The organism is Hydrogenophaga pseudoflava, from assembly GCF_004353865.1.
Taxonomy (GTDB): domain Bacteria; phylum Pseudomonadota; class Gammaproteobacteria; order Burkholderiales; family Burkholderiaceae_C; genus Hydrogenophaga; species Hydrogenophaga pseudoflava.
Genome location: NZ_CP037867.1, coordinates 139,917 through 159,956 on the forward strand (window position 1 = coordinate 139,917; position 20,040 = coordinate 159,956).

Sequence of the window (20,040 nt, forward strand, 5' to 3'; positions counted from 1 at the left end):
CGCCTTGCGAGACCTGGTCGGCCGCACCGTGTTGCTTCGAGACAGCCGCCTCTGGCTGCTGCTTCTCTGCGCCCTGCACGCCGTGGTCCACCAGGCCGGCTTTCACGCCGTCTGGCTGGACCCGGACCAGCTGGTGGTGGCCGACCAGGCCGCCTGGATGGCGCGCGGCGAGTTCCACGAGCCCTTCTTCTACGGCCAGGCCTACCTGCTGCCGTTCGAGGCCTACCTGGCCGTGCCCGCGGTCTGGCTGGGCCTGGACCCGCTGGCGGCGGTCAAGGCGGTGGCGGCGCTGAGCTTCTACCTGCCCTGGGTGCTGACCACCTGGTGGCTGGGTCGCGAACGGCCCTGGGCGGCGCTCGGCGTGACCGCGCTGTTCTTCGCGCTGCCGCTGGAGTACACGCTGGCCGCGGCGCTGCCGCGCGGCTTCATCACCGGCATCGCGCTGGCCTGGCTGGGCCTGGCCATGCTGCTGCGCCCGGTGGCGCCGTCGGCCGGGGCGCAGATCGGCTGGGCGGCGCTGGTGGGCTTCTGCACCGGCTCGTACATGAGCAATGTGCTGATGCTGCCGGCCCTGGTGTTCCTGCCCGACCGGCGGCGCTGGCTGCTGGCCGGGGCCGGGTTGCTGCTGGGCTACGCACTGTTCAAGGCGTTGGGGCTGTTCTATGTGTGGCACCCGGACCATGTGGTGCACCGTTTCCCCGACCTGTTCTTCCGGCCCGGCTACCTGCTGGGCAACCTGCAGAACCCCGACGTGGTGGTGGCGCTGGGCGGCCTGCTGCTGCTGGGCCTGGGCGCCGGGGCGCTGGTGCTCCGGGCCGAGCGGCGCGACCCTGCGTCGCTGGCGGGGCCGGACGGCTGGCGCTGGGCGCTGGGCGCGGTGGGCCTGCTGCTGCTGATCGCGCTGATGGTGGGCAACAACAAGTTCGCCGAATACAACGCCGGCTCGCCGTTCTTCTCGCTCTACCGGATGATGCTGCCGCTGCCCTTGCTGGCGCTGCTGGTGATCGCGCGCTGGGCACCGACCGGTATGACCTGGCGGGTGCCGCTGTGGGGCGGTCTGGCGCTGATGGTGGCGCTGGTCGGGGTGCAGCTGGGGCGGTTTGTGGTGGGCAAGGACGGCTTCATCGACGCCGCGACCACGCTGGAGCCTGTGACGCGCGACAAAGTGCGCCGCGTCTGCAAGCGGCTGGCGCAGGACTGGCGCCGCAGTGGCGAGCCGTATCTGGTGCTGGGTGGGCGCGACGATGTGCTGGCCTACGGCTGCCACGCGCTGTACGGGGTGCCGGTGGTGCAGAGCGACTACGAACGGCGCACCTGGCTGCGGCGGCGGTTCGAGCGGGACGCGGCGCGGTGAACGGGCTTCCCACGCGCCGCCGCTGAGTCCACTCGGTCCTTCCGGGTGTCGAAAGTGGACGCAACATTTCACGGGATGTTGTCTTAGCATGGTGCCAATTCAATGTGGAGACCCGTGCCCATGTCCGACACCACCATCCCTTCTTTCGACGGCCGCGCCCTCATCGACGGTGAGCGCGTCGCCGCGCGCGATGGCCAGACCTTCGACTGCCTCTCGCCGGTCGACGGCCGCCTGCTGACCCAGGTCGCGCGCTGCAGCCAGGCCGACATCGACGCCGCTGTGGCGGCCGCCCGCGCGGCCTTTGAAGACCGGCGCTGGGCCGGGAAGGCGCCCGCGCAGCGCAAGCGCGTGATGATCAGGTTCGCCGAGCTCATCCAGGCCAATGGCGATCTGCTGGCGCTGACCGAGTCGCTGGACATGGGCAAGCCCGTCAAGTACGCCAAGGGCGTGGACGTGAACAGCGCGGCCAACTGCGTGCGCTGGTACGGCGAGGCGGTGGACAAGGTCTACGACGAGATCGCGCCCACGCCCGACACCGCGCTGGCCCTGATCACCCGCGAGCCGGTGGGCGTGGTCGGCGTGATCGTGCCTTGGAACTACCCCATGATCATGGCGGCGTGGAAGATCGCGCCGGCCCTGGCGGCGGGCAATTCGGTGGTCTTGAAGCCGTCCGAGAAGAGTCCGCTCACGGCGCTCAAGCTGGCCGAGCTGGCGCTGGAAGCCGGCATCCCGGCCGGCGTCTTCAACGTGGTGACCGGTTACGGCCCCGAGGCCGGTTCGCCGCTGGCGCTGCACATGGACGTGGACTGCATCGCCTTCACCGGCAGCACCCGCGTGGGCAAGCAGATCCACGTGATGGCCGGGCAGAGCAACCTCAAGCGCGCCTGGACCGAGCTGGGCGGCAAGTCGCCCAACATCGTGTTCGCCGACTGCCCCGACCTGGACAAGGCGGTGGAGGCGTCGGTGGGCAGCATCTTCTTCAACCAGGGCGAGAGCTGCAACGCGCCCTCGCGCCTGTTCGTCGAGGCCTCGATCAAGGACGCCTTCCTGGAGAAGGCGCTCAAGCTGGTGCCGCAGTACCAGCCGGCCAACCCGCTGGACAAGAACACTGTGATGGGCGCCATCGTCGACCAGGTGCAGCTGGACAACGTGATGCGCTACATCGGCCTGGGCCAGAGCGAGGGCGCCAAGCTGCTCGCGGGCGGCGAGCGCGTCGCGCCCGTGGCCGGCGGCTGCTACGTGCAGCCGACCATCTTCGACGGCGTGACCAACAGCATGACGATCGCGCGCGAGGAGATCTTCGGCCCGGTGCTGTCGGTGCTGTCGTTCACCGACGCGGCCGACGTGGTGAAGCAGGCCAACAACAACATCTACGGCTTGCAGGCCGCGGTGTGGACGCGCGACATCAACAAGGCGCACGGCGTGGCGCGCGCGCTGCGCGCCGGCACGGTGCACGTGAACTCCTACGACGAGGACGACATCACGGTGCCCTTCGGTGGCTTCAAGCAGAGCGGGGTGGGGCGCGACAAGTCGCTGCACGCGTTCGACAAGTACACCGAGACCAAAACCACCTGGATTCGCATCGACAGCCCGGTCTGAAGATGCTGGCGCAGCGCATGGAGGCCCTGCGGGCGCAGGGTGTGCATTCGGTGATGGCCACCTTCACCGACCTGCACGGCGTGCCCAAGGGCAAGCTGGTGCCGCTCGATGGCCTGCCCGACGCGGTGGTCACGGGGGCCGGCTTTGCGGGCCCCAGCATCTGGGGCACGGGCCTGCCGCGCATGGGCGCGCGCGGCGAGTACTTCGGCCGCGTCGTGCCCGAGAGCCTGCGACCGCTGCCCTGGCTGCCGGGTGTGGCGCACGCGGTGTGCGACGGCTTTGCGGGCGGGCAGCCGCTGGCCACCTGCTCGCGCCAGATGCTGCGGCGACAACTGGCGCGCCTGCGCGAGCTCGGCTGGACCTTCCACGTCGGCATCGAGCCCGAGTTCTTCCTGCTGCGCCGCGGTGAAGACGGCCGCTGGGTCGTGGCCGATGGTGAAGACCGGCTGGGCAAACCGTCCTACGACCTGAAAGCCATCGTGCGCAACCACGGCTTTCTGGACGACATGCGGCGCCACCTCACCGCCCTGGGCTTTGAGTTGCAGCAGATGGACCACGAGGACGCGACGGGCCAGTACGAGATCAACTACCGCTTCGACGAGGCCCTGGCCGCGGCCGACCGCTACCAGCTTTTCAAGCTCACCGCGCACGCGGTGGCGCAGCAGCACGGAAGCACCTTCAGCTGCATGCCCAAGCCGCTGGCGGGAGCGCCGGGCAGCGGCCTGCATTTCCACCTCAGCCTGACGGACGCCGATGGCAAACCCGTGATGGCCGACGCCGGCGGGCCAATGGGTCTGAGTGCCACCGGCCTGCGGTTCGCGGCCGGCCTGCTCGAACACGGCGATGCCCTGGCCGCGCTGTGCGCGCCCACGGTCAACAGCTACAAGCGGCTGGCGGTCAGCGAGAGCGCGTCGGGCACCACCTGGTCGCCGGTGTGGAAAGCGGCGGGCGACAACAACCGCACCTGCCTCGTGCGCACGGTGGCCGGCCGCATCGAGTGGCGCCTGCCCGACCCCTCGTGCAATGTGTACGCCGCGCTGGCGGCCACGCTGGCCGCGGGGCTGGACGGCATCGACCGCGAGCTGCCCGCGCCCGAGGCCATCGACGCCGACCTCTACCAGCGACACGCGGCCGGCGAGACGCTGCCGCCGCGGCTGCCGCGCGACCTGCACGAGGCCCTGGCCGCGCTGCGATCCGACGCCATCCTGCGCGACGACCTGGGCGAGGCTTTCTGCGAGCAGTTCCTGGCGCTCAAGCGCGCCGAGTGGGACGCCTACGCGCAGCAGGTGAGCGACTGGGAACTGGCGCGTTACGCGGACGGGTTCTGAACGCGCCTCGGGCCAGCGCACGCCCGGGCGCGGCCCGGCTCAGGTCCTGTACGACGTGTCGCTGCGGTCCAGCTTGCGCAGCAGCGCCGGCCAGGCCAGCATCGCGCCCTGGCCGGCGGTCGCGATTTTCATCACCTCGGCCATGCCGGCCAGGATGCGCGGGTCCACCTGGGTGAGTTCACCGCCACCGGCCTGTGCGTCGATCTGGATGCGGCAGGTGTTCTCGAAGGTGTACATCGAGAGGAAGGCGTCCGGGATCGAGCTGCCCACGGTCAGCAGGCCGTGGTTGCGCAGCACGAGGAAGTTGGCGCGGCCGAGGTCGGCCTGCAGCCGCGGCTTCTCGTCGGGGCGGAAGGCCACGCCTTCGTAAGCGTGGTACGCGAGCGAAGCCAGCACGAAGGTGCTCTGCTGGCTGATCGGCAGGATGCCGGCCTTCTGCGCGCTGACCGCCACGCCCGCGCGGGTGTGGGTGTGCAGCACGCACTGCACCTCGGGCCGCGCCTCGTGCACCGCGCTGTGGATCACAAAGCCCGCCGGGTTCACAGGGAAGGGCGTGTCGTGCAGCTTGTTGCACTGCATGTCGACCTTGACCAGGCTGGACGCCGTGATCTCGTCGAACATCAGGCCATAGGGGTTGATCAGGAACTGGTGCTCGCCGCCGGTGACGCTGTCGGGCAGCTTGGCGCTGATGTGGGTGAACACCAGGTCGGACCAGCCGTAGGCGGCCACCAGGCGGTAGCAGGCCGCGAGGTCGCAGCGGATCTGCCATTCCTCGGTGCTGACCGAGTCCTTGAGCGAGGGGATGTTGAGCATGCCGTGTCTCCTGCGCCGCATCAGGGTGCGCGGCGGTGCGCGACATGGTCGCGCGGACACGGCATGCAGGCTGTCGCAGGTCCGACAGCCGCGGGGCTTACTTCTTCATCGAGCAGGTGTTGAAGCCGAGCAGGGCATACGGCGGGCACCAGCCCATCAGGCCGGTCAGCAGGGGCACGACGCCGATGTAGCCCCAGAGGCCGATGGTGCCGGTGGCGGCGGCGGCGATGAGAGCGAGGCCGACGACAATGCGGAGGGTGCGGTCAACGCCGCCAACGTTCTTGGTCATGTGAAGCTCCTGTGGTGAAAGAGGGTGCGGACGTATTGGAGCCGCGGCGGCCCCGGTTGGTCTGTGACCGCGGTCACACAGGGTTCGCGGGGAGAACGAACCGTGAAAAGGGGCTCAGCCGGCCTGGCCGGCGGCCAGCGTGCGCAGGCCGGCGCTGTCCTTGATGGCGATGCTCTCGCGCGAGAGCTCGACCAGGCCGTCGCGCTCGAAGCGGTGCAGCAGCCGCGTGACGATCTCGCGCACCGTGCCCAGCTCGTCGGCCAGCGCCTGGTGGGTGGTCTTGAGCGTCTGGCCGTGGCCGAGCAGGGCGGCGGCGAGGCGGCTGTCCAGGCGCTGGAAGGCGATGGCCTCGATCAGGCCGGTGAGGTCGGCCATGCGCGCTGCGAACAGGCCCAGCACGTACTCGCGGAACCCGGCATCCGCCAGCGCGGCCTGGAAGTCCTGCGGCGGCAGCAGGCACAGCGTGGTCTGGCTGGTGGCCACGCCGCGCGCGGTCAGCGGCTGGTGGGCGAACAGGCCGGCCGAGGACACCAGGCACATCTCGCCGGGCGCCACCCGGTAGAGCTCCAGCTCGCGGCCGTTGGCGGCGCTGCGCGAGACCTTCACTTCGCCGGAGAGCACCAGCGGAAAGCCCTGGCAGGGGTCGTTCTCGCGGAACAGCCGGGTGCCGGCGGGCACGGTCATGGGGGAGAGTCGGGCCACCAGCGCCGGCAGCCCGGCCAGCGCCGGGTACAGCGTCAGCAGGTCGGGCGGGGTGGTCTGGGACATGCGGCGCATTGTAGGGGCGGGGGCTTGTCCGGGGGACAGAGATGCGAACGCATGGGCAAAGTTCATTCGAAATTTTTGAATTCAGGCTTCAAGCGCTTTTGACCCGGGCGGCGCGGCCCATCCCTACACTGCCGCCATGGTTACCACCTCCGTCACCCCCTACCACCCGCTGGCCCGGGCCTTGCACTGGGCGCTGGCCCTGCTCATCGTGGGCAATTTCGCGCTGGGCCTCTACATGGCGGACCTGCCGTTTTCGCCCGCCCGGCTGCAGTACTACAGCTGGCACAAGTGGGCTGGTGTGCTGGTGCTCGCTTTCTCCGCGGTCCGCCTGCTCACCCGCATCCTGAAATCGCCGCCCGCGCTGCCCCCGGCCATCGAGGCCGCCATGCCCGGCTGGCAGAAGCTGGCCCACCACGCCACCCACATCGGCCTGTACGCCCTGTTTTTTGCCGTGCCGCTCAGCGGCTGGGCCTTCAGCTCGGCCGCCGGTTTCCCGGTGGTGCTGTTCGGCGTGCTGCCGCTGCCCGACTTCGTGCCGGTGAGCGAAGGCCTGGCCGATGCGCTGAAGGAAGCCCACAAGATCGCAGCCCTGTCCATGGCGGGCCTGGTGCTGTTGCACGTGGCCGGGGCGCTCAAGCACCACTTTGTCGACCGCGACGGCCTGATGTCCCGCATGGGTTTCAGCCGCTGACCTTCCCAGGAGTCCTTTCATGAACACCCGTCTTCTTTCCCTGGCGCTGGTCGCCGCAAGCCTCTCGCCGCTGGCCGTGCAGGCGCAGCAGGCCATCGTTCCCGCCCAGAGCGAGGTCGCGTTCACCAGCCGCCAGATGGGCGTGCCGGTGGACGGCAAGTTCAAGAGCTTCAGCGCCCAGGTGGCGTTCGATCCGGCCAAGCTGGCCACCAGCAGCATCGCCTTCACCGTGGACACCGGCAGCGCCGACATCAGCCGCGAAGCCAACGCCGAGCTGCCCAAGGCCACCTGGTTCAACGTGGCCCAGTTCCCCAAGGCCACCTTCCAGTCCAGCGCCATCAAGCGCATCGACGCCACGAAGTACGAGGTCGCCGGCAAGCTGAGCATCAAGGGTGTGAGCAGCGACGTGGTCGTGCCCGTCACGCTGGCGCAGAACGGCGCCACCACCGTGGCCAGCGGCGCCTTCCCGATCAAGCGCCTGACCTTCCGCATCGGCGAGAAGGAGTGGGCCGACACCTCGATGGTCGCCGACGAGGTGCAGGTGAAGTTCAAGATCGCCCTGACCGGCGTGCCCAAGCTCTGATTCCCCCTTCCCGTTTTTCAGTTTTCCAACCTCAATCCAGGAGTTCAACCATGCGCAAGTCCCTCTCCCTGCTGGCCGCCGCGGCCGTGCTTTCGACCGCCGGCATCGCCCAGGCCGCCGACTACGCGATCGACCCGACCCACACCTTTGCCACCTTCGAGATCGGCCACTTCGGCACCACGACCAACCGTGCCCGTTTCGACAAGAAGGAAGGCAAGGTCAGCTTCGACAAGGCCGCCAAGACCGGCAAGGTCGACATCAGCATCGACATCGCCTCGGTGAACTCCGGCACCGCCATGTTCGACAAGCACCTGGCCAGCGCCGAGATCCTGAACGCCGAGAAGTTTCCCAAGGCCCAGTTCGTCTCCAGCAAGTTCGTCTTCAGCGGTGACAAGGTCTCGGCCGTGGAAGGCAACCTGACCATCGCCGGCAAGACCCAGCCCGTCACGCTCAAGGCCACGCAGTTCAACTGCTACGACAGCCCCATGCTCAAGCGCGAAGTCTGCGGCGGCGACTTCGAAGCCACCATCGACCGCACCGCCTTCGGCGTGAACTACGGCATCGACTGGGGCTTCCCCAAGAACGTGCGCCTGGTGCTGCAAGTGGAAGCTGTGAAGCAGTAATTCCTGCGCCACCGTTCCCGAACAAAGGCCCGCTGCTGCGGGCCTTTTGCTTTGCGGGCTGCGGTACAAACGGGCGATGAACACGGGGACCACGAACACCATCCTCTGGACGCCGCGGCGCGTGCCGGTGCCCGGGCTGGGCGATCTGTTCAGCGAGGCCTGCGGGCCGGCCGACGGGCCGCCGGTGCTGCTGGTGATGGGGGCGATGAACCCGGCGCATTTCTGGCCACCGGGCTTCGTGGCGGCGCTGGTGCAGGCCGGTTGCCGGGTGCTGCGCTACGACCACCGCGACACCGGCCGTTCCTTTGTCCACCCGCTGCACGCGCCGCCGTATGCGCTGGCCGACCTGGTGGCCGATGCGCTGCGCGTGCTCGACGCCTGGGACATGGCGCGGGTGGCGGTGGTGGGCTGGTCCATGGGCGGCTACATCGCCCAGCACCTGGCGCACGAACACCCGCAGCGCGTGAGCCGCCTGGTGCTGCTGGGCAGCTCGCCCGACCACCGGCCCTACATGGCCGCCACGCTGGGGCGGCCGGTGCCCACCGACGGGTTGCCCGGGCCGGCGCCGGGCTTTCTGCAGGCCTTGCTGGAGACCTCGGTGCGCGCGCGCGGCCTGCCGCCGGACGAGGCGGCCCTGCAGGGCTGGTCGGTGTTCCACGGCGGCTCGCACCCGTTTCCGGCCGATACCGTGCGCGAACAGGCGCGCGCCGCGATGGCGGCGGGGCACCAGCCGCTGGCCGCGATGCAGCACGCGCTGGCGGTGGACCGCGCGGCACCGCGCACCGGCTGGCTGCCGCAGCTGCGCGTGCCGACCCTGGTGCTGCACGGCGCCGAAGACCCCTGCCTGCCGCTGGCGCATGGCCAGGCGCTGGCGCGGCTGATTCCCGGTGCCCGCCTGACGGTGTTGGACATGGGGCACCTGCTGCCGGACGCGCTGGCGGCGCCGGTGGGTGCCCAGGTGGCCGACTTCATCCGCGCGGAAGCGGCTGCGTAGCCTGCTCCAGCCGCTGCAAAAAATGCAGCGCGTGTTCGCGGGTGTCGCCGCACATCTCGGCGCCGGGCTGCAGCGAGCCGCAGACCGCCGGACGCTCGGGCCGGCCGAACAGGCGGCAGCGCAGGGCCTCGTCCAGGTGGGGGCAGGGCACGCCCGCGGGCTTGCCGTCCGGCAGGCCGGGCATCGGGCTGCTGATCGAGGGCGCGATGCAACACGCCGCACAAGCGGCGCGGCAGGGCGGCGGGGTGCTCGAAGCCATGGCACCATTGTCGCCTTTCGGGCGGCTGGGCTCCCCGGTTTCAAGGTCTGCATGTCGTCCCCACGGTTCTCCTCCAAATGGTTGCTGTCAGCGCCTGAGCTGCTGACCGCGCGCTTGACGCGCTGGCGTTTCTGGCTCCGCCTGGGTGTGGGGCTGCTGCTGTTCGGTCTGGTGGCCGAGGCGGTGCTGCGCGTGCTGAACGGGTTCAGCTACGGCGCGGTGATGGCCGCCGCCAAGGACACTCCGGCGGGGGACCTGCTGGCGGCGGTGGCGGCCACGGCGCTGAGCTTCCTGGCGCTCACCCTCTACGACCGCTCGGCCCTGCAGTACGCCGGCGCGCGACTGCCCTACCGCGTGGTGGCGCAGACCTCGTTCATCGCCTACGCGCTGTCCAACACGGTGGGGCTGGGCGTGTTCACCGGCGGCGCGGTGCGGCTGCGGCTGTACGGGGCGGCGGGGCTGGAGGCGGGGCAGATCTCGCGCGCCATCGCGTTCAACGCCCTGGGCTTCACGGTCGGCATCGCGGTGGTCGGCGCTGCGGCGCTGGTGTGGGGCGCCGAGTCGGTGGCCTCGCTGCTGCGTGCGCCGCCCGAGCTGCTGCGCGCCGCCGGGTTGGCGTCGCTGCTGGTGACGGCGGCGGCGCTGGGCGCCTGTCGGCGCGGCGGTCGCTGGTCGTTCCGCGGCTGGACCTTCCGCCTGCCCAGCGCCTCGCTGGCCGGCCAGCAGCTGCTGATTTCCGCGCTGGACGTGGTGGCCGCCGCGGCCGTGCTGTGGGTGCTGCTGCCGGCGGGCTCGGTCGGCTTCCCGGCGTTCGTCGGTTTCTATTCGCTGGCCATCGCTGTCGGCGTGGTCAGCCACGTGCCGGGTGGCCTGGGCGTGTTCGAGGCCGTGCTGCTGCTGGCGCTGGGCCAGCAGGTGCCGGCGGACCGGCTGGTGGGCGCGCTGGTGCTGTACCGGGTGATCTACCACCTGCTGCCGCTGGCCCTGGCGCTGCTGTTGCTGGTGGGCTCGTCGTGGCGGCGTGGCGTGTCCACGCCGCTGGTGCGCGCGGCGTCCGCGCTCGCGCCCCTGCTGCTGTCGGCCTTCACTTTTGTCAGCGGCGTGGTGCTGCTGGTCTCGGGCGCCACGCCCGCCACCGAAGACGCCACCGCACACCTGCGGCAGTTCGTGCCGCTGCCCGCGGTGGAGGCGGCGCACTTCCTGGCCAGCGTGATCGGGCTGGCGTTGCTGTTCGTGGCGCGCGGCATGCTGCTGCGGCTGGACGTGGCCTGGTGGGCCGGGCTGGTGCTGGCGCTGGCCAGCCTGGTGCTGTGTCTGCCCAAGGGCATTGCGGTGTCCGAGGCGGTGCTGCTGGGCCTGCTGGCGCTGTCGCTGGCCCTGTCGCACCGGCACTTCGACCGGCGCGCGGCCCTGCTGTCGCTGGCCTTCTCGCGCGGCTGGCTGGCGGCGGTGCTGGCCGTGGTGGCGGCGGTGGCGGCGCTGCTGGTGTTCGTCTACCAGGACACGGCCTATGTCGACACGGTGTGGTGGCGCTTCGAGTTCGACGGTCACGCGCCGCGTTCGCTGCGCGCCATGGTGGCCGTGGCCCTGCTGACGCTGTGCGTGGCGCTGGCCCACCTGCTGCACCGCGCGCCACCGGCGCTGCCGCGGCCCGACGCGGCCGAGTTGGCCCGGGCGCAGGCGGTGGTGATGGCGCAGGACAGCGCGGGAGCGGGCCTGGCGCTGATGGGCGACAAGTGCCTGATGTTCTCGGAGTCCGGCCGTGCGTTCCTGATGTTCTCGCGCAAGGGCCGCTCCTGGGTGGCGCTGTACGACCCGGTGGGCCCGCGCGAGGAGTGGCCGGAGTTGGTGTGGCGCTTTGTCGAGCTGGCGGGCGAGTCGGGCGGGCGCGCGGCTTTCTACCAGGTGCGGCCGCAGGCCCTGCCGGTCTACCTGGACGCCGGTTTGCGGGTCTACAAGCTGGGCGAGTGCGCGACGGTGGAGCTGGCCGGCTTCAGCCTGGAAGGCAAGCGCCGCGCCAACCTGCGCCATGGCGTGGCGCGGGCCCAGCGCGACGGCCTGGCCTTCGAGTGGCTGCCCGCAGGGGCGGCCGAGGCGGTGTTCGATGCGCTGCAGGCGGTGTCGGACGACTGGCTGGGCCGCCAGGACACGGCGGAAAAGGCGTTTTCGCTCGGCGCGTTCAGCCGCGAGTACGTGATGCGCCAGCCGGTGGCGCTGGTGCGGCACGAGGGGCGCATCGTGGCGTTTGCCACCATGCTGGTGACCGGGCTGTCCGCCGAGGCCGCCGTGGACCTGATGCGCCAGCGCGGCGACGCCCCCAAGACCACCATGGACTTCCTGTTCACGCAGATCATCCTGCACCTGCGCGAACAGGGCGTGGCGCGTTTCAACCTGGGCATGGTGCCGCTCTCGGGCATGGCCAGCCACCGGCTGGCGCCGCGCTGGCAGCGCCTGGGGCGGCTGCTGTTCAACCACGGCGAGAACTTCTACAACTTCCAGGGACTGCGTTCTTTCAAGGAAAAATTCGACCCCGTCTGGGAACCCCGCTACCTGGCGGCCCCGGGCGGCCTGTCCCCGTTGCTGGTGCTGTCGGACACCGCCGCGCTGATCGCGGGTGGCTGGCGGCGCGTGATCACCAAATGAAAACCCTGCTTCTTTCGCTCATGCTCGGCGCGGCCCTGGTGCCCGCAGCCGCCCAGGAAACCGTCTCGCACGGCCGCTTCAAGGAGGTCCGGCTCTACCGCCCCAAGGGCGAGGTCAAGACCGTGGCCCTGCTGTTCTCGGGTGCCAACGGCTGGGGCGCGGGCGGCCCCGGGGCGGCGGCCCAGGTGCTGCTGGACACCGGCGCGGTGGTGGCGGCCATCGACACGCCCTCGCTGCTGGCCAACTTCAACCAGGATGGTGGGACCTGCGTGGTGCCCGAGGGCGACGTGGAAAACCTCTCGCGCTTCCTGCAGGGCTACGCCCGGCTGCCGGCCTACTACCCGCCGCTGGCGGTGGGCGTGGGGTCCGGCGGTGCGCTGGCCTACGCCATGGCGGCGCAGGCGCCCGAGGGCACCTTCTCCGGCGCGGTGTCCATCGGCTTCTGTCCCAGCCTGCCGCTGACCAAGCCGCTGTGCAAGGGCGAGGGCTCGGTGTTCCGGGCCAATAAGGAAAAGTCAGCCCTCACTCTTCTGTCAGACACGGCCATGCGGACCCCGTGGCTGGCGCTGCAGGGCGCACAGGACCGCAGCTGCCCGGCGGCGGCGACGCAGGCCTTCGTGGCCAAGGTGCCCAGCAGCCACTGGGTGAGCGTGGCGGGCGTGGGCGAAGACCTGCTGGGCACGGCGGCCGGCCTGTCGGCCTACGAGGTGTCGTACCGGCGCATGGCGACCGAGGTGTCGACCAGCCGGCTCAGCGCCGAGGCCGGCGTCGAGGTGGGCGACCTGCCCCTGGTGGAGGTGCCGTCCAGCGTGGCTTCGGACACGCTGGCGGTGCTGGTCTCGGGCGACGGCGGCTGGGCCGGTCTGGACAAGCGGGTGGCCGCAGTGATGGCCGCCAAAGGCGTGCCGGTGGTCGGCTGGGACTCGCTGCGCTACTTCTGGTCGGCGCGCACGCCGCAGGGCTTTGCCGACGACCTCTCGCGCACCATCCGCGCCTACACCCGGCAGTGGAAGCGCAGCCGGGTGGTGCTGATCGGCTACTCGCAGGGCGCCGACGTGCTGCCGTTCGCCGTCAACCGGCTGCCGGCGGCGACGCGGGCCATGGTGTCGCAGACCGTGCTGCTGGGGCCGGGCGAGCGCGCGTCCTTCGAGTTCAAGCTGACCAACTGGGTCTCGCGCGACGCCAAGGGTGCACCGGTGGCGCCCGAGCTGGCCGGCTTCACGGCCGCCAGCGCCACCTGCATCTACGGCACCGACGACCGCGACACCATCTGCCCGAAGCTGCCGCCCGAGCAGATGACCACGGTGCCGCTCAAGGGCGACCACCACTTCGGCGGCAACTACGACGGGCTGGCCGAGCAGATCCTGCTGCGCAGCCGCTGACGCGCAAGCCGCTGCGGGGAGGGGCTCAGGTGCCGAAGCGCCGTGCGGCCCAGAGAACCTGCTCGACCACGCCGCGCACGTTCTCGCGCGCGGCCTCGGCCACCAGCTGGCCCTCGGGCGTGAAGGCCTCGCCGGCCTTGGATAGGGCGAACTGCTTCGGCGACACCCAGCACTGCAGGTTCATCAGCAGCGGCGCCAGGTGCGAGAGGCTGCGCAGGCCACCAAGCGCGCCGGGCGAGGCCGACAGCACCCCGACCACCTTGCCGGCGAACGGCTTGGTGCCGCTGGACCAGGCCGGGTCGCCCTTGATGGGGCTGGAGACCCAGTCGATGGTGTTCTTCATCAGGCCGGTGTAGCTGCCGTTGTATTCGGGCGAGACCACGACCCAGGCCGGATGGGCGTAGAAGAGTTCCTTCAGGCGCACCACGTCGCGCGGCGTGCCCTTGGCTTCGAGGTCGGCGTTGTAGAGCGGCACGTCGAAGTCGGCCAGCTCGATGTGGGTCACGGCGGCGCCGGCCTCACGACCGAGTTCGGCGGCGACGGTGGCCAGCTTGCGGTTGAAGGACTGGGCGCGCGTGCTGCCCGCGAAGACGAGGAGGGGGGTGGGGGTGCTCATGGCCGGGATTGTGTCAGCCAGCCGGCGCAGGATTTTTGCGTGGGGGTTAGGGTGCGCCCCGCCGCCACAGCGCCATGCCGCCCGCCAGCACCAGCAGCGCCAGTCCGCTGGCGCGGTCGAGGTGGCGCAAGGCGCGCGGACTGCCGAAGCGCCGCGCTCCGCCCGCACCCGCCAGTGCAAAGGCCAGCAGCACCGCGCCATCGATGCCTGCGAACACGGCGGCCAGCAGGGCGTACTGCGGCAATTGCGGGGCGCCGGGGTCGATGAAGGACGGCAGCAGGGCTGAAAAGAACAGGTAGCCCTTGGGGTTGGTCACGGCGACGGTGAAGCTGCGGCGGAACACGGCGGCGGGGCGTTCGCGGTGCGCCGGTGGTGCCGCCGTGGCATGCGCCTGGCCCGAGGCCATGGGGGTGTCGGGCGACCGCAGCAGGCGCCAGCCCAGCCAGGCCAGGTAGGCCACGCCGGTCCAGCGCAGCAGCTCAAAGGCGGCGGCGGAGGTGGCGAGCAGGCTGCCCAGTCCGGCGGCCACGGCGGCGATGAGCACCGCGTCCGACAGCACCGCACCGCCCAAACCGGGCAGGGCCGCCCCCACCCCGTGGCGCGCGCCGTGGTTCAGCGCCAGCAGGGTGGTGGGGCCGGGTGTGGCCACCGTGACGAGGGCAAGAGTCGAAAACAGGAGCATGGAGTCGTTCATGGGCGTGGCTTCTCGGGGAGGGAAGGAGGCTGCAGGCGCAGCACCAAGGTGAACAGGCCGCCCACGAACAGCGCCAGGCTCAGGCCGCTGCGCCACAGGTTGGCCCGGTTCCAGGCGCCGCGCACGTCGGCCCAGTCGGTCGGCAGGGTGGCCGCGGTCCACGATTCGGTGAGGTGGTTGAGGGGCAGGTTGACCTCCCGTGTGAACAGCACGATGCCCAGTGCGTAGGACAGCACGGTCAGCGCCAGCAGCCGCCACCAGGCGGTGGGCCGTTCGGACCAGGCCAGGGCGAGCGACAGCAGACCCAGCGGCACCGGACCGAAGAAGCAGACGAAGAACCCGGCGTGCCGCACGTTCCGGTTGAACGCCGACTGCACCTGTGCATAGGTCGGGCCGTCGAGTTCGAGCGTGGCGAGGTTGACGTTGGCGCTGTAGGTGGCGAAGAAGCCGGCCATCAGGCCCAGCAGCAGCACGGCCAGCAGCTGGGCGACGAGCGAAAGGGCGGTCGGCGGCGATGGCCTCGGGTGGGCGGTTGGGTGCATGGTGGGCGGCGGGTCAGGGCTGGGAGAGCAGCTGCCATTGGGTGATCCGGCCGTCCCAGAACGGGAGAATCTGGCCCCGGGCGGCGCGCGAGATGACGAAGCGGGTGGGGATGCGAACCCCGCCGATGAGCTGGTAGTCGCTGCGGCGGACGTGTTCGCCCGAGCCGTGATAGGGCGTGCCGAGGTCGCCGTCCTCCTCTGCGGCCATCGAGGCGATGCCGCCGTCTGGGCCAAAGCGCACGCGCATGCCCACGGTCTGGCCCCGGTGGCTGATCACGGCCCGCGCACTGTCTGTGTCCACGGGCTCCCAGCGGATCGCCCCGCCGGGCAGCAGGGCCTGCGGGTAGGTCGGGCTTTCGAGCAACCAGCGGCGCAGGGAGATGCGGTCGAGCTGGGGCGAGCCGGTTTCATCGACCACGGTGAGCGCCGAGAGGATGCGGGCCTTCATTTCCATGCGGCCGTCGACGTAAGCGTCCCAGGCGCGGGCCCAGACACCGGGGGCCATCGGCGTGCGGGCGTCGAACATCAGGGCCGGTACCCGGACGCCGGCGGTCTGGTGGGCGCTGGTCGGGTGGAAGCTCTCCTGGCCGGGGCGGCGGAACTGTCCCTCCATGGTGAGTTGCACGGCGTGTCCAGGCACCGGTCCACCGGGAAAGGCGAACCGGAGATAGCGTTGCACCGGTGCCGGGAGGTCGCCCAGTGCCTCGGGCCAGGGGGCCGACCGTGCCTCGCCCGTTGGCGTGGCGATCTGTGCGGCGGCCAGCACGCGCAGGTGGTGTTGCTGGATCTGCTCTTCGGTGCGCCAGTGCGCAAGTCCCAGCGCGGCGATGGTGCCCACGCTCAGCAGGACCGCGGCAATGAGCAGCCGCCGTGGCCAGAGACGGGCCGGGGAGAGGGGGTTCAGGGACGGCGGCATGGTGTGCTCCTTGGGGGGAGCCACCACTGTGAGCCTGTCGGCGCGGTGCCGCCTTAACCCGGGTTCAGCCGCCGCCGGATGCGCGACAGCGCCACATCGGTGATGCCCAGCCAGGAGGCGAGCTGGCGCAATGGGATGCGGGCGAGCCAGTCCGGGTGTTCGGCCCGCAGGGCCAGGTAGCGTTCGGTGGCGCTGAGTTGGAGGAAGGCGTGTTCGCGCGCCATCTTGTCCTGCAGAAGGGAGGCGAGTACGCGGTGCTCCAGTGCCCGCCAGGGGGCGAAGGCCTCGGTGCTGCGGGCCCAGGCGGCCCAGGGCAGCGGCCAGACCCGGGCCGGTTCCAGCGCCTCGACCCAGAAGTGCACCGGCTGTTCGCGCAGCGCCGGGGTGATCGGCCAGACCAGGGCACCGTCCAGATAGAAGTTCTTGTTGGCGGCCTGGCCGTCGCGGTCGAGGTAATACAGGCGCAAGGCCCCGCGCTCCAGCCACCAGAGGTGTTGCCAGTGCCCGCCTTCGTGCAGCAGGTCCTGGCCCCTGGACAGGTTCAGGGGCTGTGCGTCCCGGCACAAGTTGGCGGCGGAAGGGGGCAGGGCGCCCAGCGTGTGCGTGAGGTGGTCCAGGAGGGCGTGGTTCATGGCCGCATCGCTTCCTGTGTGGCGTCCAGTTCGAGCAGCAGGCGGGTGCGCTCCGCCCGTGCAACCTTGCGCCAGTCCTGCCCGGTCAGCGCACCCTCCATCGCCCAGAGCAGGTTGAGGCTGGCGTTCTGTCCGGCGGCCTTGACCCGCAGGTAGGCGCGCACCGAGCCCAGCGCCTCCAGGTCGGCGCGGCCATGGATGCCGGCGGCGGCGAGCATGTCCATCGACTTGGGGCCGAGGCCGGGGAGATCGTGGGGTGTGGGCATGGCTGCGCGGAAAAAGGCTTGATGGGACAATACCGGGTTTCCGAGCGGCCAGGGCAGGCCGCCGAAGCGTGTTTCACGTGAAACATCGCCAGGAACCATCGGCCGGACTGGGCCGCTCCCTTACGCGCTCTATATATATGTTGTACCCCCAGGAATTCGATGTGATCGTCGTCGGTGGTGGCCATGCCGGCACCGAAGCCGCTCTCGCCGCCGCGCGCATGGGCTGTGCCACGCTGCTGCTCAGCCACAACATCGAGACGCTGGGCCAGATGAGTTGCAACCCCAGTATCGGCGGCATCGGCAAGGGCCATCTGGTCAAAGAGGTGGACGCGCTGGGCGGGGCGATGGCGCTGGCCACGGACGAGGGCGGCATCCAGTTCCGCATCCTCAACAGTTCCAAAGGCCCGGCCGTGCGCGCCACCCGGGCCCAGGCCGACCGCATCCTGTACAAGGCCGCCATCCGCCGCATGCTGGAGAACCAGCCCAACCTGTGGCTGTTCCAGCAGGCGGTGGACGACCTCATGGTGGAAGGCGACCGGGTCGTCGGCGCGGTGACGCAGGTGGGCATCCGCTTCCGCAGCCGCACCGTGGTGCTGACGGCGGGCACCTTCCTGGACGGCAAGATCCACGTCGGCCTGAACAACTACGCGGCCGGCCGGGCGGGCGATCCGCCGGCGGTGTCGCTGAGCGCGCGGCTGAAGGAACTGAACCTGCCGCAGGGCCGCCTGAAAACCGGCACACCGCCGCGCATCGACGGTCGGACCATCGACTGGTCCAAGTGCACCGAGCAGCCCGGCGACGGCGTGCCCGGCGGCATGAATCCGGATCTGCCGGTGCCGGTGTTCAGCTTCATGGGTTCGACGGCCATGCACCCGCGCCAGATTCCCTGCTGGATCACGCACACCAACGCCCGCACGCACGAGATCATCCGCTCCGGTTTCGACCGCAGCCCCATGTTCACCGGCAAGATCGAGGGCGTGGGCCCGCGCTACTGCCCCAGCGTGGAAGACAAGATCAACCGCTTCGCGGACAAGGACAGCCACCAGATCTTCCTGGAGCCCGAGGGCCTGACCACGCACGAGGTCTACCCCAACGGCATCAGCACCAGCCTGCCGTTCGACATCCAGTACGCGCTGGTGCGCAGCATGCCGGGGCTGGAAAACGCCCACATCCTGCGCCCGGGCTACGCCATCGAGTACGACTACTTCGATCCGCGCTCGCTCAAGAACAGCTTCGAGACCAAGCAGATCCAGGGCCTGTTCTTCGCCGGCCAGATCAACGGCACCACCGGCTACGAAGAGGCCGCGGCCCAGGGCCTGTTCGCCGGGCTGAACGCCGCGCTGCAGTGCCAGGGCAAGGACGCCTGGCTGCCGCGCCGCGACGAGGCCTACCTCGGCGTGCTGGTGGACGACCTAGTGACCCAGGGCGTGACCGAGCCCTACCGCATGTTCACCAGCCGGGCCGAGTTCCGCCTGCAGCTGCGCGAGGACAACGCCGACATGCGCCTGACCGAACAGGGCAGGGCCATGGGTCTGGTGGATGACGCCCGCTGGGATGCCTTCAGCCGCAAGCGCGACGCTGTTTCACGTGAAACCGAGCGCCTGAAATCCACCTGGGTGAACCCGCGCATCCTCGAGGCCGCCGAGTCCGAGCGGGTGCTGGGCAAGGCCATCGAGCGCGAATACAACCTGTTCGATCTGTTGCGCCGGCCGGGTGTGTCGTACCCGGTCCTGATGGGCATGGGCGAAGGGCGTTGGGCGCCGGTGGCCAAGCCGGACGATCAGGATGCGCGGCCTGTGGTTTCACGTGAAACACTGGGCGAGCTGCACGACGCGGTGGTGGAGCAGGTGGAGATCGCGGCCAAGTACTCGGGCTACATCGACCGGCAGAAGGACGAGGTCGAGCGTGCTGCCCACTACGAGCACCTGAAGCTGCCACCGGATCTGGACTACGCACAGGTCACGGCGCTGTCGTTCGAGGCGCGGCAGAAGCTGGCCAAGCACCGGCCGGAGACGCTGGGCCAGGCCTCGCGCATCTCGGGCATCACGCCGGCCAGCATTTCGCTGCTGATGATTCACCTGAAGAAGGGTGGGTTCAAGGGTTTTGCCCGCACCACGGAAGAGCAGGGCGCATGAGTGCGGCCGCCTTGAAACCGGCGCTGGAAGCCGGGTTGCGCGAGCTTGGCCTGACCCTGTCCGACGCGCAGGTGGACCAGCTGCTGGCCTACCAGGACCTGATCGCCAAGTGGAACAAGGTCTACAACCTGACGGCCGTGCGCGACCCGCAGGAGATGCTGACGCACCACCTGCTGGACAGCCTGGCCGCCATCCCGCCGCTGCTGCGGCAGACGGGCGGTGAGTCTGTGAAGTTGCTGGATGTGGGGTCGGGTGGTGGGCTGCCGGGCGTGGTGATCGCCATCACCTGCCCGCAGATCCAGGTGCACTGTGTGGACACGGTGCTCAAGAAGTCGACCTTCATCCAGCAGGTGGCGGCGTCGCTGAAGCTGTCCAACCTGCGTGGCATTCATGCGCGGGTGGAGTCGCTGAAGGCGGAGGAGGGCGGTGGCTACGACGTGGTTTGTTCGCGCGCATTTGCCTCGCTGGTGGATTTCACGACCTGGTCGCGTTCGGCGCTGAAGCCGGGGGCGGTGTGGATGGCGATGAAGGGCAGGCACCCGGCGGACGAGTTGTCAGCCTTGCCTGCGGATGTGTCGGTGTTTCACGTGGAACAGTTGAAGGTGCCAGGTCTGGATGCGGAGCGGTGCATCGTTTGGCTTCGGCCTGCTGCTTTGGCTTGAGTGCTGTTCCTCGTGGAGACCTCGCGCCAGGCCATTGGCGACATGCGCGTTCTCCGGCCCACCTCGCGGGCGAACATCCGGGTCCGCTGACAACCTTTCGTCAACACAGGGCCTGTGTGCCGCCGCGTGGGCAACCGCGAATGGGGCCTGCGCCCGCGCACATCGCCAACGACCTGTGAGAGGCGCCGTAGGCATGCCCCCAGTGGTGCGCACAGGTGGACCCAGGAGGGGCTGTGGCGTGTGGATGGGCG

The 20,040-nt window shown here is 70.2% G+C and carries 21 protein-coding genes; 11 read left to right on the forward strand and 10 right to left on the reverse strand.

The window, feature by feature from the left end; all coding sequences use genetic code 11:
• Window positions 1-4: 4 nt before the first annotated feature.
• From HPF_RS00640 to HPF_RS00650, 3 genes are all read left to right on the forward strand, one after another.
• Complete coding sequence (locus HPF_RS00640; RefSeq protein ID WP_133155436.1) at window positions 5-1,354, forward strand: hypothetical protein; 1,350 nt, start codon at window positions 5-7, stop codon at window positions 1,352-1,354.
• Window positions 1,355-1,474: 120 nt separating this feature from the next.
• Window positions 1,475-2,953 (forward strand): aldehyde dehydrogenase, encoded by a 1,479-nt coding sequence (locus HPF_RS00645; protein WP_207959276.1) that lies wholly within the window; start codon window positions 1,475-1,477, stop codon window positions 2,951-2,953.
• A 2-nt stretch (window positions 2,954-2,955) separates the two neighbouring features.
• Window positions 2,956-4,281, forward strand: a complete 1,326-nt coding sequence (locus tag HPF_RS00650; protein WP_133155438.1) for a glutamine synthetase family protein — start codon at window positions 2,956-2,958, stop codon at window positions 4,279-4,281.
• 39 nt (window positions 4,282-4,320) lie between these two features.
• Here HPF_RS00650 and HPF_RS00655 read toward each other — a convergent pair whose 3' ends face one another.
• The 3 genes from HPF_RS00655 to HPF_RS00665 form a co-directional block, all read right to left on the reverse strand.
• Window positions 4,321-5,094, reverse strand: coding sequence for a class II aldolase/adducin family protein (locus tag HPF_RS00655; protein ID WP_133155439.1), 774 nt, complete (start codon window positions 5,092-5,094; stop codon window positions 4,321-4,323).
• Between the two features lie 97 nt (window positions 5,095-5,191).
• Complete coding sequence (locus tag HPF_RS00660) at window positions 5,192-5,383, reverse strand: YgaP family membrane protein (protein ID WP_079366378.1); 192 nt, start codon at window positions 5,381-5,383, stop codon at window positions 5,192-5,194.
• Window positions 5,384-5,497: 114 nt separating this feature from the next.
• Entirely contained in the window at window positions 5,498-6,151 is a 654-nt protein-coding gene (locus HPF_RS00665) for a Crp/Fnr family transcriptional regulator (protein ID WP_133155440.1), read from the reverse strand.
• A gap of 136 nt (window positions 6,152-6,287) precedes the next feature.
• On the opposite strand from HPF_RS00665, the gene HPF_RS00670 reads away from it, so the two are divergent.
• From HPF_RS00670 to HPF_RS00685, 4 genes are all read left to right on the forward strand, one after another.
• Window positions 6,288-6,842 (forward strand): cytochrome b, encoded by a 555-nt coding sequence (locus HPF_RS00670; protein WP_133155441.1) that lies wholly within the window; start codon window positions 6,288-6,290, stop codon window positions 6,840-6,842.
• Window positions 6,843-6,861: 19 nt separating this feature from the next.
• On the forward strand, window positions 6,862-7,425 hold the full coding sequence (locus tag HPF_RS00675) for a YceI family protein (RefSeq protein WP_133155442.1): 564 nt from the start codon (window positions 6,862-6,864) through the stop codon (window positions 7,423-7,425).
• A gap of 50 nt (window positions 7,426-7,475) precedes the next feature.
• Complete coding sequence (locus tag HPF_RS00680; RefSeq protein ID WP_079366381.1) at window positions 7,476-8,048, forward strand: YceI family protein; 573 nt, start codon at window positions 7,476-7,478, stop codon at window positions 8,046-8,048.
• Window positions 8,049-8,124: 76 nt separating this feature from the next.
• Window positions 8,125-9,042, forward strand: a complete 918-nt coding sequence (locus HPF_RS00685; protein WP_133155443.1) for an alpha/beta fold hydrolase — start codon at window positions 8,125-8,127, stop codon at window positions 9,040-9,042.
• Here the strand turns inward: HPF_RS00685 and HPF_RS00690 are convergent.
• A complete protein-coding gene (locus HPF_RS00690) occupies window positions 9,017-9,301 on the reverse strand; it encodes a YkgJ family cysteine cluster protein (protein WP_079366383.1) in 285 nt (94 codons plus the stop codon). The genes HPF_RS00685 and HPF_RS00690 overlap by 26 nt on opposite strands.
• 51 nt (window positions 9,302-9,352) lie before the next feature.
• On the opposite strand from HPF_RS00690, the gene mprF reads away from it, so the two are divergent.
• Both mprF and HPF_RS00700 read left to right on the forward strand, forming a co-directional pair.
• Entirely contained in the window at window positions 9,353-11,944 is a 2,592-nt protein-coding gene (mprF, locus tag HPF_RS00695) for a bifunctional lysylphosphatidylglycerol flippase/synthetase MprF (RefSeq protein WP_133155444.1), read from the forward strand.
• Window positions 11,941-13,326: a virulence factor family protein gene (locus tag HPF_RS00700; RefSeq protein ID WP_133155445.1), complete on the forward strand. Its 1,386-nt coding sequence runs from the start codon at window positions 11,941-11,943 to the stop codon at window positions 13,324-13,326. Before mprF ends, HPF_RS00700 begins: the two co-directional genes overlap by 4 nt.
• Before the next feature lie 25 nt (window positions 13,327-13,351).
• Here the strand turns inward: HPF_RS00700 and HPF_RS00705 are convergent, their stop codons facing one another.
• The 6 genes from HPF_RS00705 to HPF_RS00730 are packed head-to-tail and all read right to left on the reverse strand — an operon-like array spanning window position 13,352 to window position 16,992.
• Window positions 13,352-13,942, reverse strand: coding sequence for an NADPH-dependent FMN reductase (locus HPF_RS00705; protein WP_133155446.1), 591 nt, complete (start codon window positions 13,940-13,942; stop codon window positions 13,352-13,354).
• A 46-nt stretch (window positions 13,943-13,988) separates the two neighbouring features.
• Window positions 13,989-14,636 (reverse strand): LysE family translocator, encoded by a 648-nt coding sequence (locus HPF_RS00710; protein WP_066152173.1) that lies wholly within the window; start codon window positions 14,634-14,636, stop codon window positions 13,989-13,991.
• Window positions 14,633-15,178, reverse strand: a complete 546-nt coding sequence (locus HPF_RS00715) for an anthrone oxygenase family protein (protein ID WP_066152175.1) — start codon at window positions 15,176-15,178, stop codon at window positions 14,633-14,635. The genes HPF_RS00710 and HPF_RS00715 overlap by 4 nt, the downstream gene beginning before the upstream one ends.
• 13 nt (window positions 15,179-15,191) lie before the next feature.
• Window positions 15,192-16,094: a DUF6920 family protein gene (locus HPF_RS00720; RefSeq protein ID WP_133155447.1), complete on the reverse strand. Its 903-nt coding sequence runs from the start codon at window positions 16,092-16,094 to the stop codon at window positions 15,192-15,194.
• Between the two features lie 53 nt (window positions 16,095-16,147).
• Window positions 16,148-16,726: a Crp/Fnr family transcriptional regulator gene (locus tag HPF_RS00725; protein WP_133155448.1), complete on the reverse strand. Its 579-nt coding sequence runs from the start codon at window positions 16,724-16,726 to the stop codon at window positions 16,148-16,150.
• Window positions 16,723-16,992 (reverse strand): TfoX/Sxy family protein, encoded by a 270-nt coding sequence (locus HPF_RS00730; RefSeq protein ID WP_133155449.1) that lies wholly within the window; start codon window positions 16,990-16,992, stop codon window positions 16,723-16,725. The genes HPF_RS00725 and HPF_RS00730 overlap by 4 nt, the downstream gene beginning before the upstream one ends.
• Window positions 16,993-17,129: 137 nt before the next feature.
• On the opposite strand from HPF_RS00730, the gene mnmG reads away from it, so the two are divergent.
• Entirely contained in the window at window positions 17,130-19,127 is a 1,998-nt protein-coding gene (mnmG, locus tag HPF_RS00735) for a tRNA uridine-5-carboxymethylaminomethyl(34) synthesis enzyme MnmG (protein ID WP_133155450.1), read from the forward strand.
• Window positions 19,124-19,789 carry a 16S rRNA (guanine(527)-N(7))-methyltransferase RsmG gene (rsmG, locus tag HPF_RS00740; RefSeq protein ID WP_133155451.1) on the forward strand — a complete coding sequence of 222 codons (666 nt, stop codon included), beginning with the start codon at window positions 19,124-19,126 and terminating at the stop codon, window positions 19,787-19,789. The genes mnmG and rsmG overlap by 4 nt, the downstream gene beginning before the upstream one ends.
• Window positions 19,790-20,040 lie beyond the last annotated feature (251 nt).

What these genes read in the sequence shown, in the direction of transcription:
- HPF_RS00685 (WP_133155443.1), top strand. Translation starts at nt 8,125, where the DNA reads ATGAACACGGGGACCACGAACACCATCCTCTGGACGCCGCGGCGCGTG.
- HPF_RS00660 (WP_079366378.1), bottom strand. Translation starts at nt 5,383, where the DNA reads ATGACCAAGAACGTTGGCGGCGTTGACCGCACCCTCCGCATTGTCGTC.
- HPF_RS00675 (WP_133155442.1), top strand. Translation starts at nt 6,862, where the DNA reads ATGAACACCCGTCTTCTTTCCCTGGCGCTGGTCGCCGCAAGCCTCTCG.
- HPF_RS00650 (WP_133155438.1), top strand. Translation starts at nt 2,956, where the DNA reads ATGCTGGCGCAGCGCATGGAGGCCCTGCGGGCGCAGGGTGTGCATTCG.
- HPF_RS00705 (WP_133155446.1), bottom strand. Translation starts at nt 13,942, where the DNA reads ATGAGCACCCCCACCCCCCTCCTCGTCTTCGCGGGCAGCACGCGCGCC.
- HPF_RS00715 (WP_066152175.1), bottom strand. Translation starts at nt 15,178, where the DNA reads ATGCACCCAACCGCCCACCCGAGGCCATCGCCGCCGACCGCCCTTTCG.
- HPF_RS00680 (WP_079366381.1), top strand. Translation starts at nt 7,476, where the DNA reads ATGCGCAAGTCCCTCTCCCTGCTGGCCGCCGCGGCCGTGCTTTCGACC.
- HPF_RS00730 (WP_133155449.1), bottom strand. Translation starts at nt 16,992, where the DNA reads ATGCCCACACCCCACGATCTCCCCGGCCTCGGCCCCAAGTCGATGGAC.
- HPF_RS00710 (WP_066152173.1), bottom strand. Translation starts at nt 14,636, where the DNA reads ATGAACGACTCCATGCTCCTGTTTTCGACTCTTGCCCTCGTCACGGTG.
- HPF_RS00720 (WP_133155447.1), bottom strand. Translation starts at nt 16,094, where the DNA reads ATGCCGCCGTCCCTGAACCCCCTCTCCCCGGCCCGTCTCTGGCCACGG.
- HPF_RS00690 (WP_079366383.1), bottom strand. Translation starts at nt 9,301, where the DNA reads ATGGCTTCGAGCACCCCGCCGCCCTGCCGCGCCGCTTGTGCGGCGTGT.
- HPF_RS00665 (WP_133155440.1), bottom strand. Translation starts at nt 6,151, where the DNA reads ATGTCCCAGACCACCCCGCCCGACCTGCTGACGCTGTACCCGGCGCTG.
- HPF_RS00645 (WP_207959276.1), top strand. Translation starts at nt 1,475, where the DNA reads ATGTCCGACACCACCATCCCTTCTTTCGACGGCCGCGCCCTCATCGAC.
- rsmG (WP_133155451.1), top strand. Translation starts at nt 19,124, where the DNA reads ATGAGTGCGGCCGCCTTGAAACCGGCGCTGGAAGCCGGGTTGCGCGAG.
- mprF (WP_133155444.1), top strand. Translation starts at nt 9,353, where the DNA reads ATGTCGTCCCCACGGTTCTCCTCCAAATGGTTGCTGTCAGCGCCTGAG.
- HPF_RS00655 (WP_133155439.1), bottom strand. Translation starts at nt 5,094, where the DNA reads ATGCTCAACATCCCCTCGCTCAAGGACTCGGTCAGCACCGAGGAATGG.
- HPF_RS00700 (WP_133155445.1), top strand. Translation starts at nt 11,941, where the DNA reads ATGAAAACCCTGCTTCTTTCGCTCATGCTCGGCGCGGCCCTGGTGCCC.
- HPF_RS00670 (WP_133155441.1), top strand. Translation starts at nt 6,288, where the DNA reads ATGGTTACCACCTCCGTCACCCCCTACCACCCGCTGGCCCGGGCCTTG.
- mnmG (WP_133155450.1), top strand. Translation starts at nt 17,130, where the DNA reads ATGTTGTACCCCCAGGAATTCGATGTGATCGTCGTCGGTGGTGGCCAT.
- HPF_RS00725 (WP_133155448.1), bottom strand. Translation starts at nt 16,726, where the DNA reads ATGAACCACGCCCTCCTGGACCACCTCACGCACACGCTGGGCGCCCTG.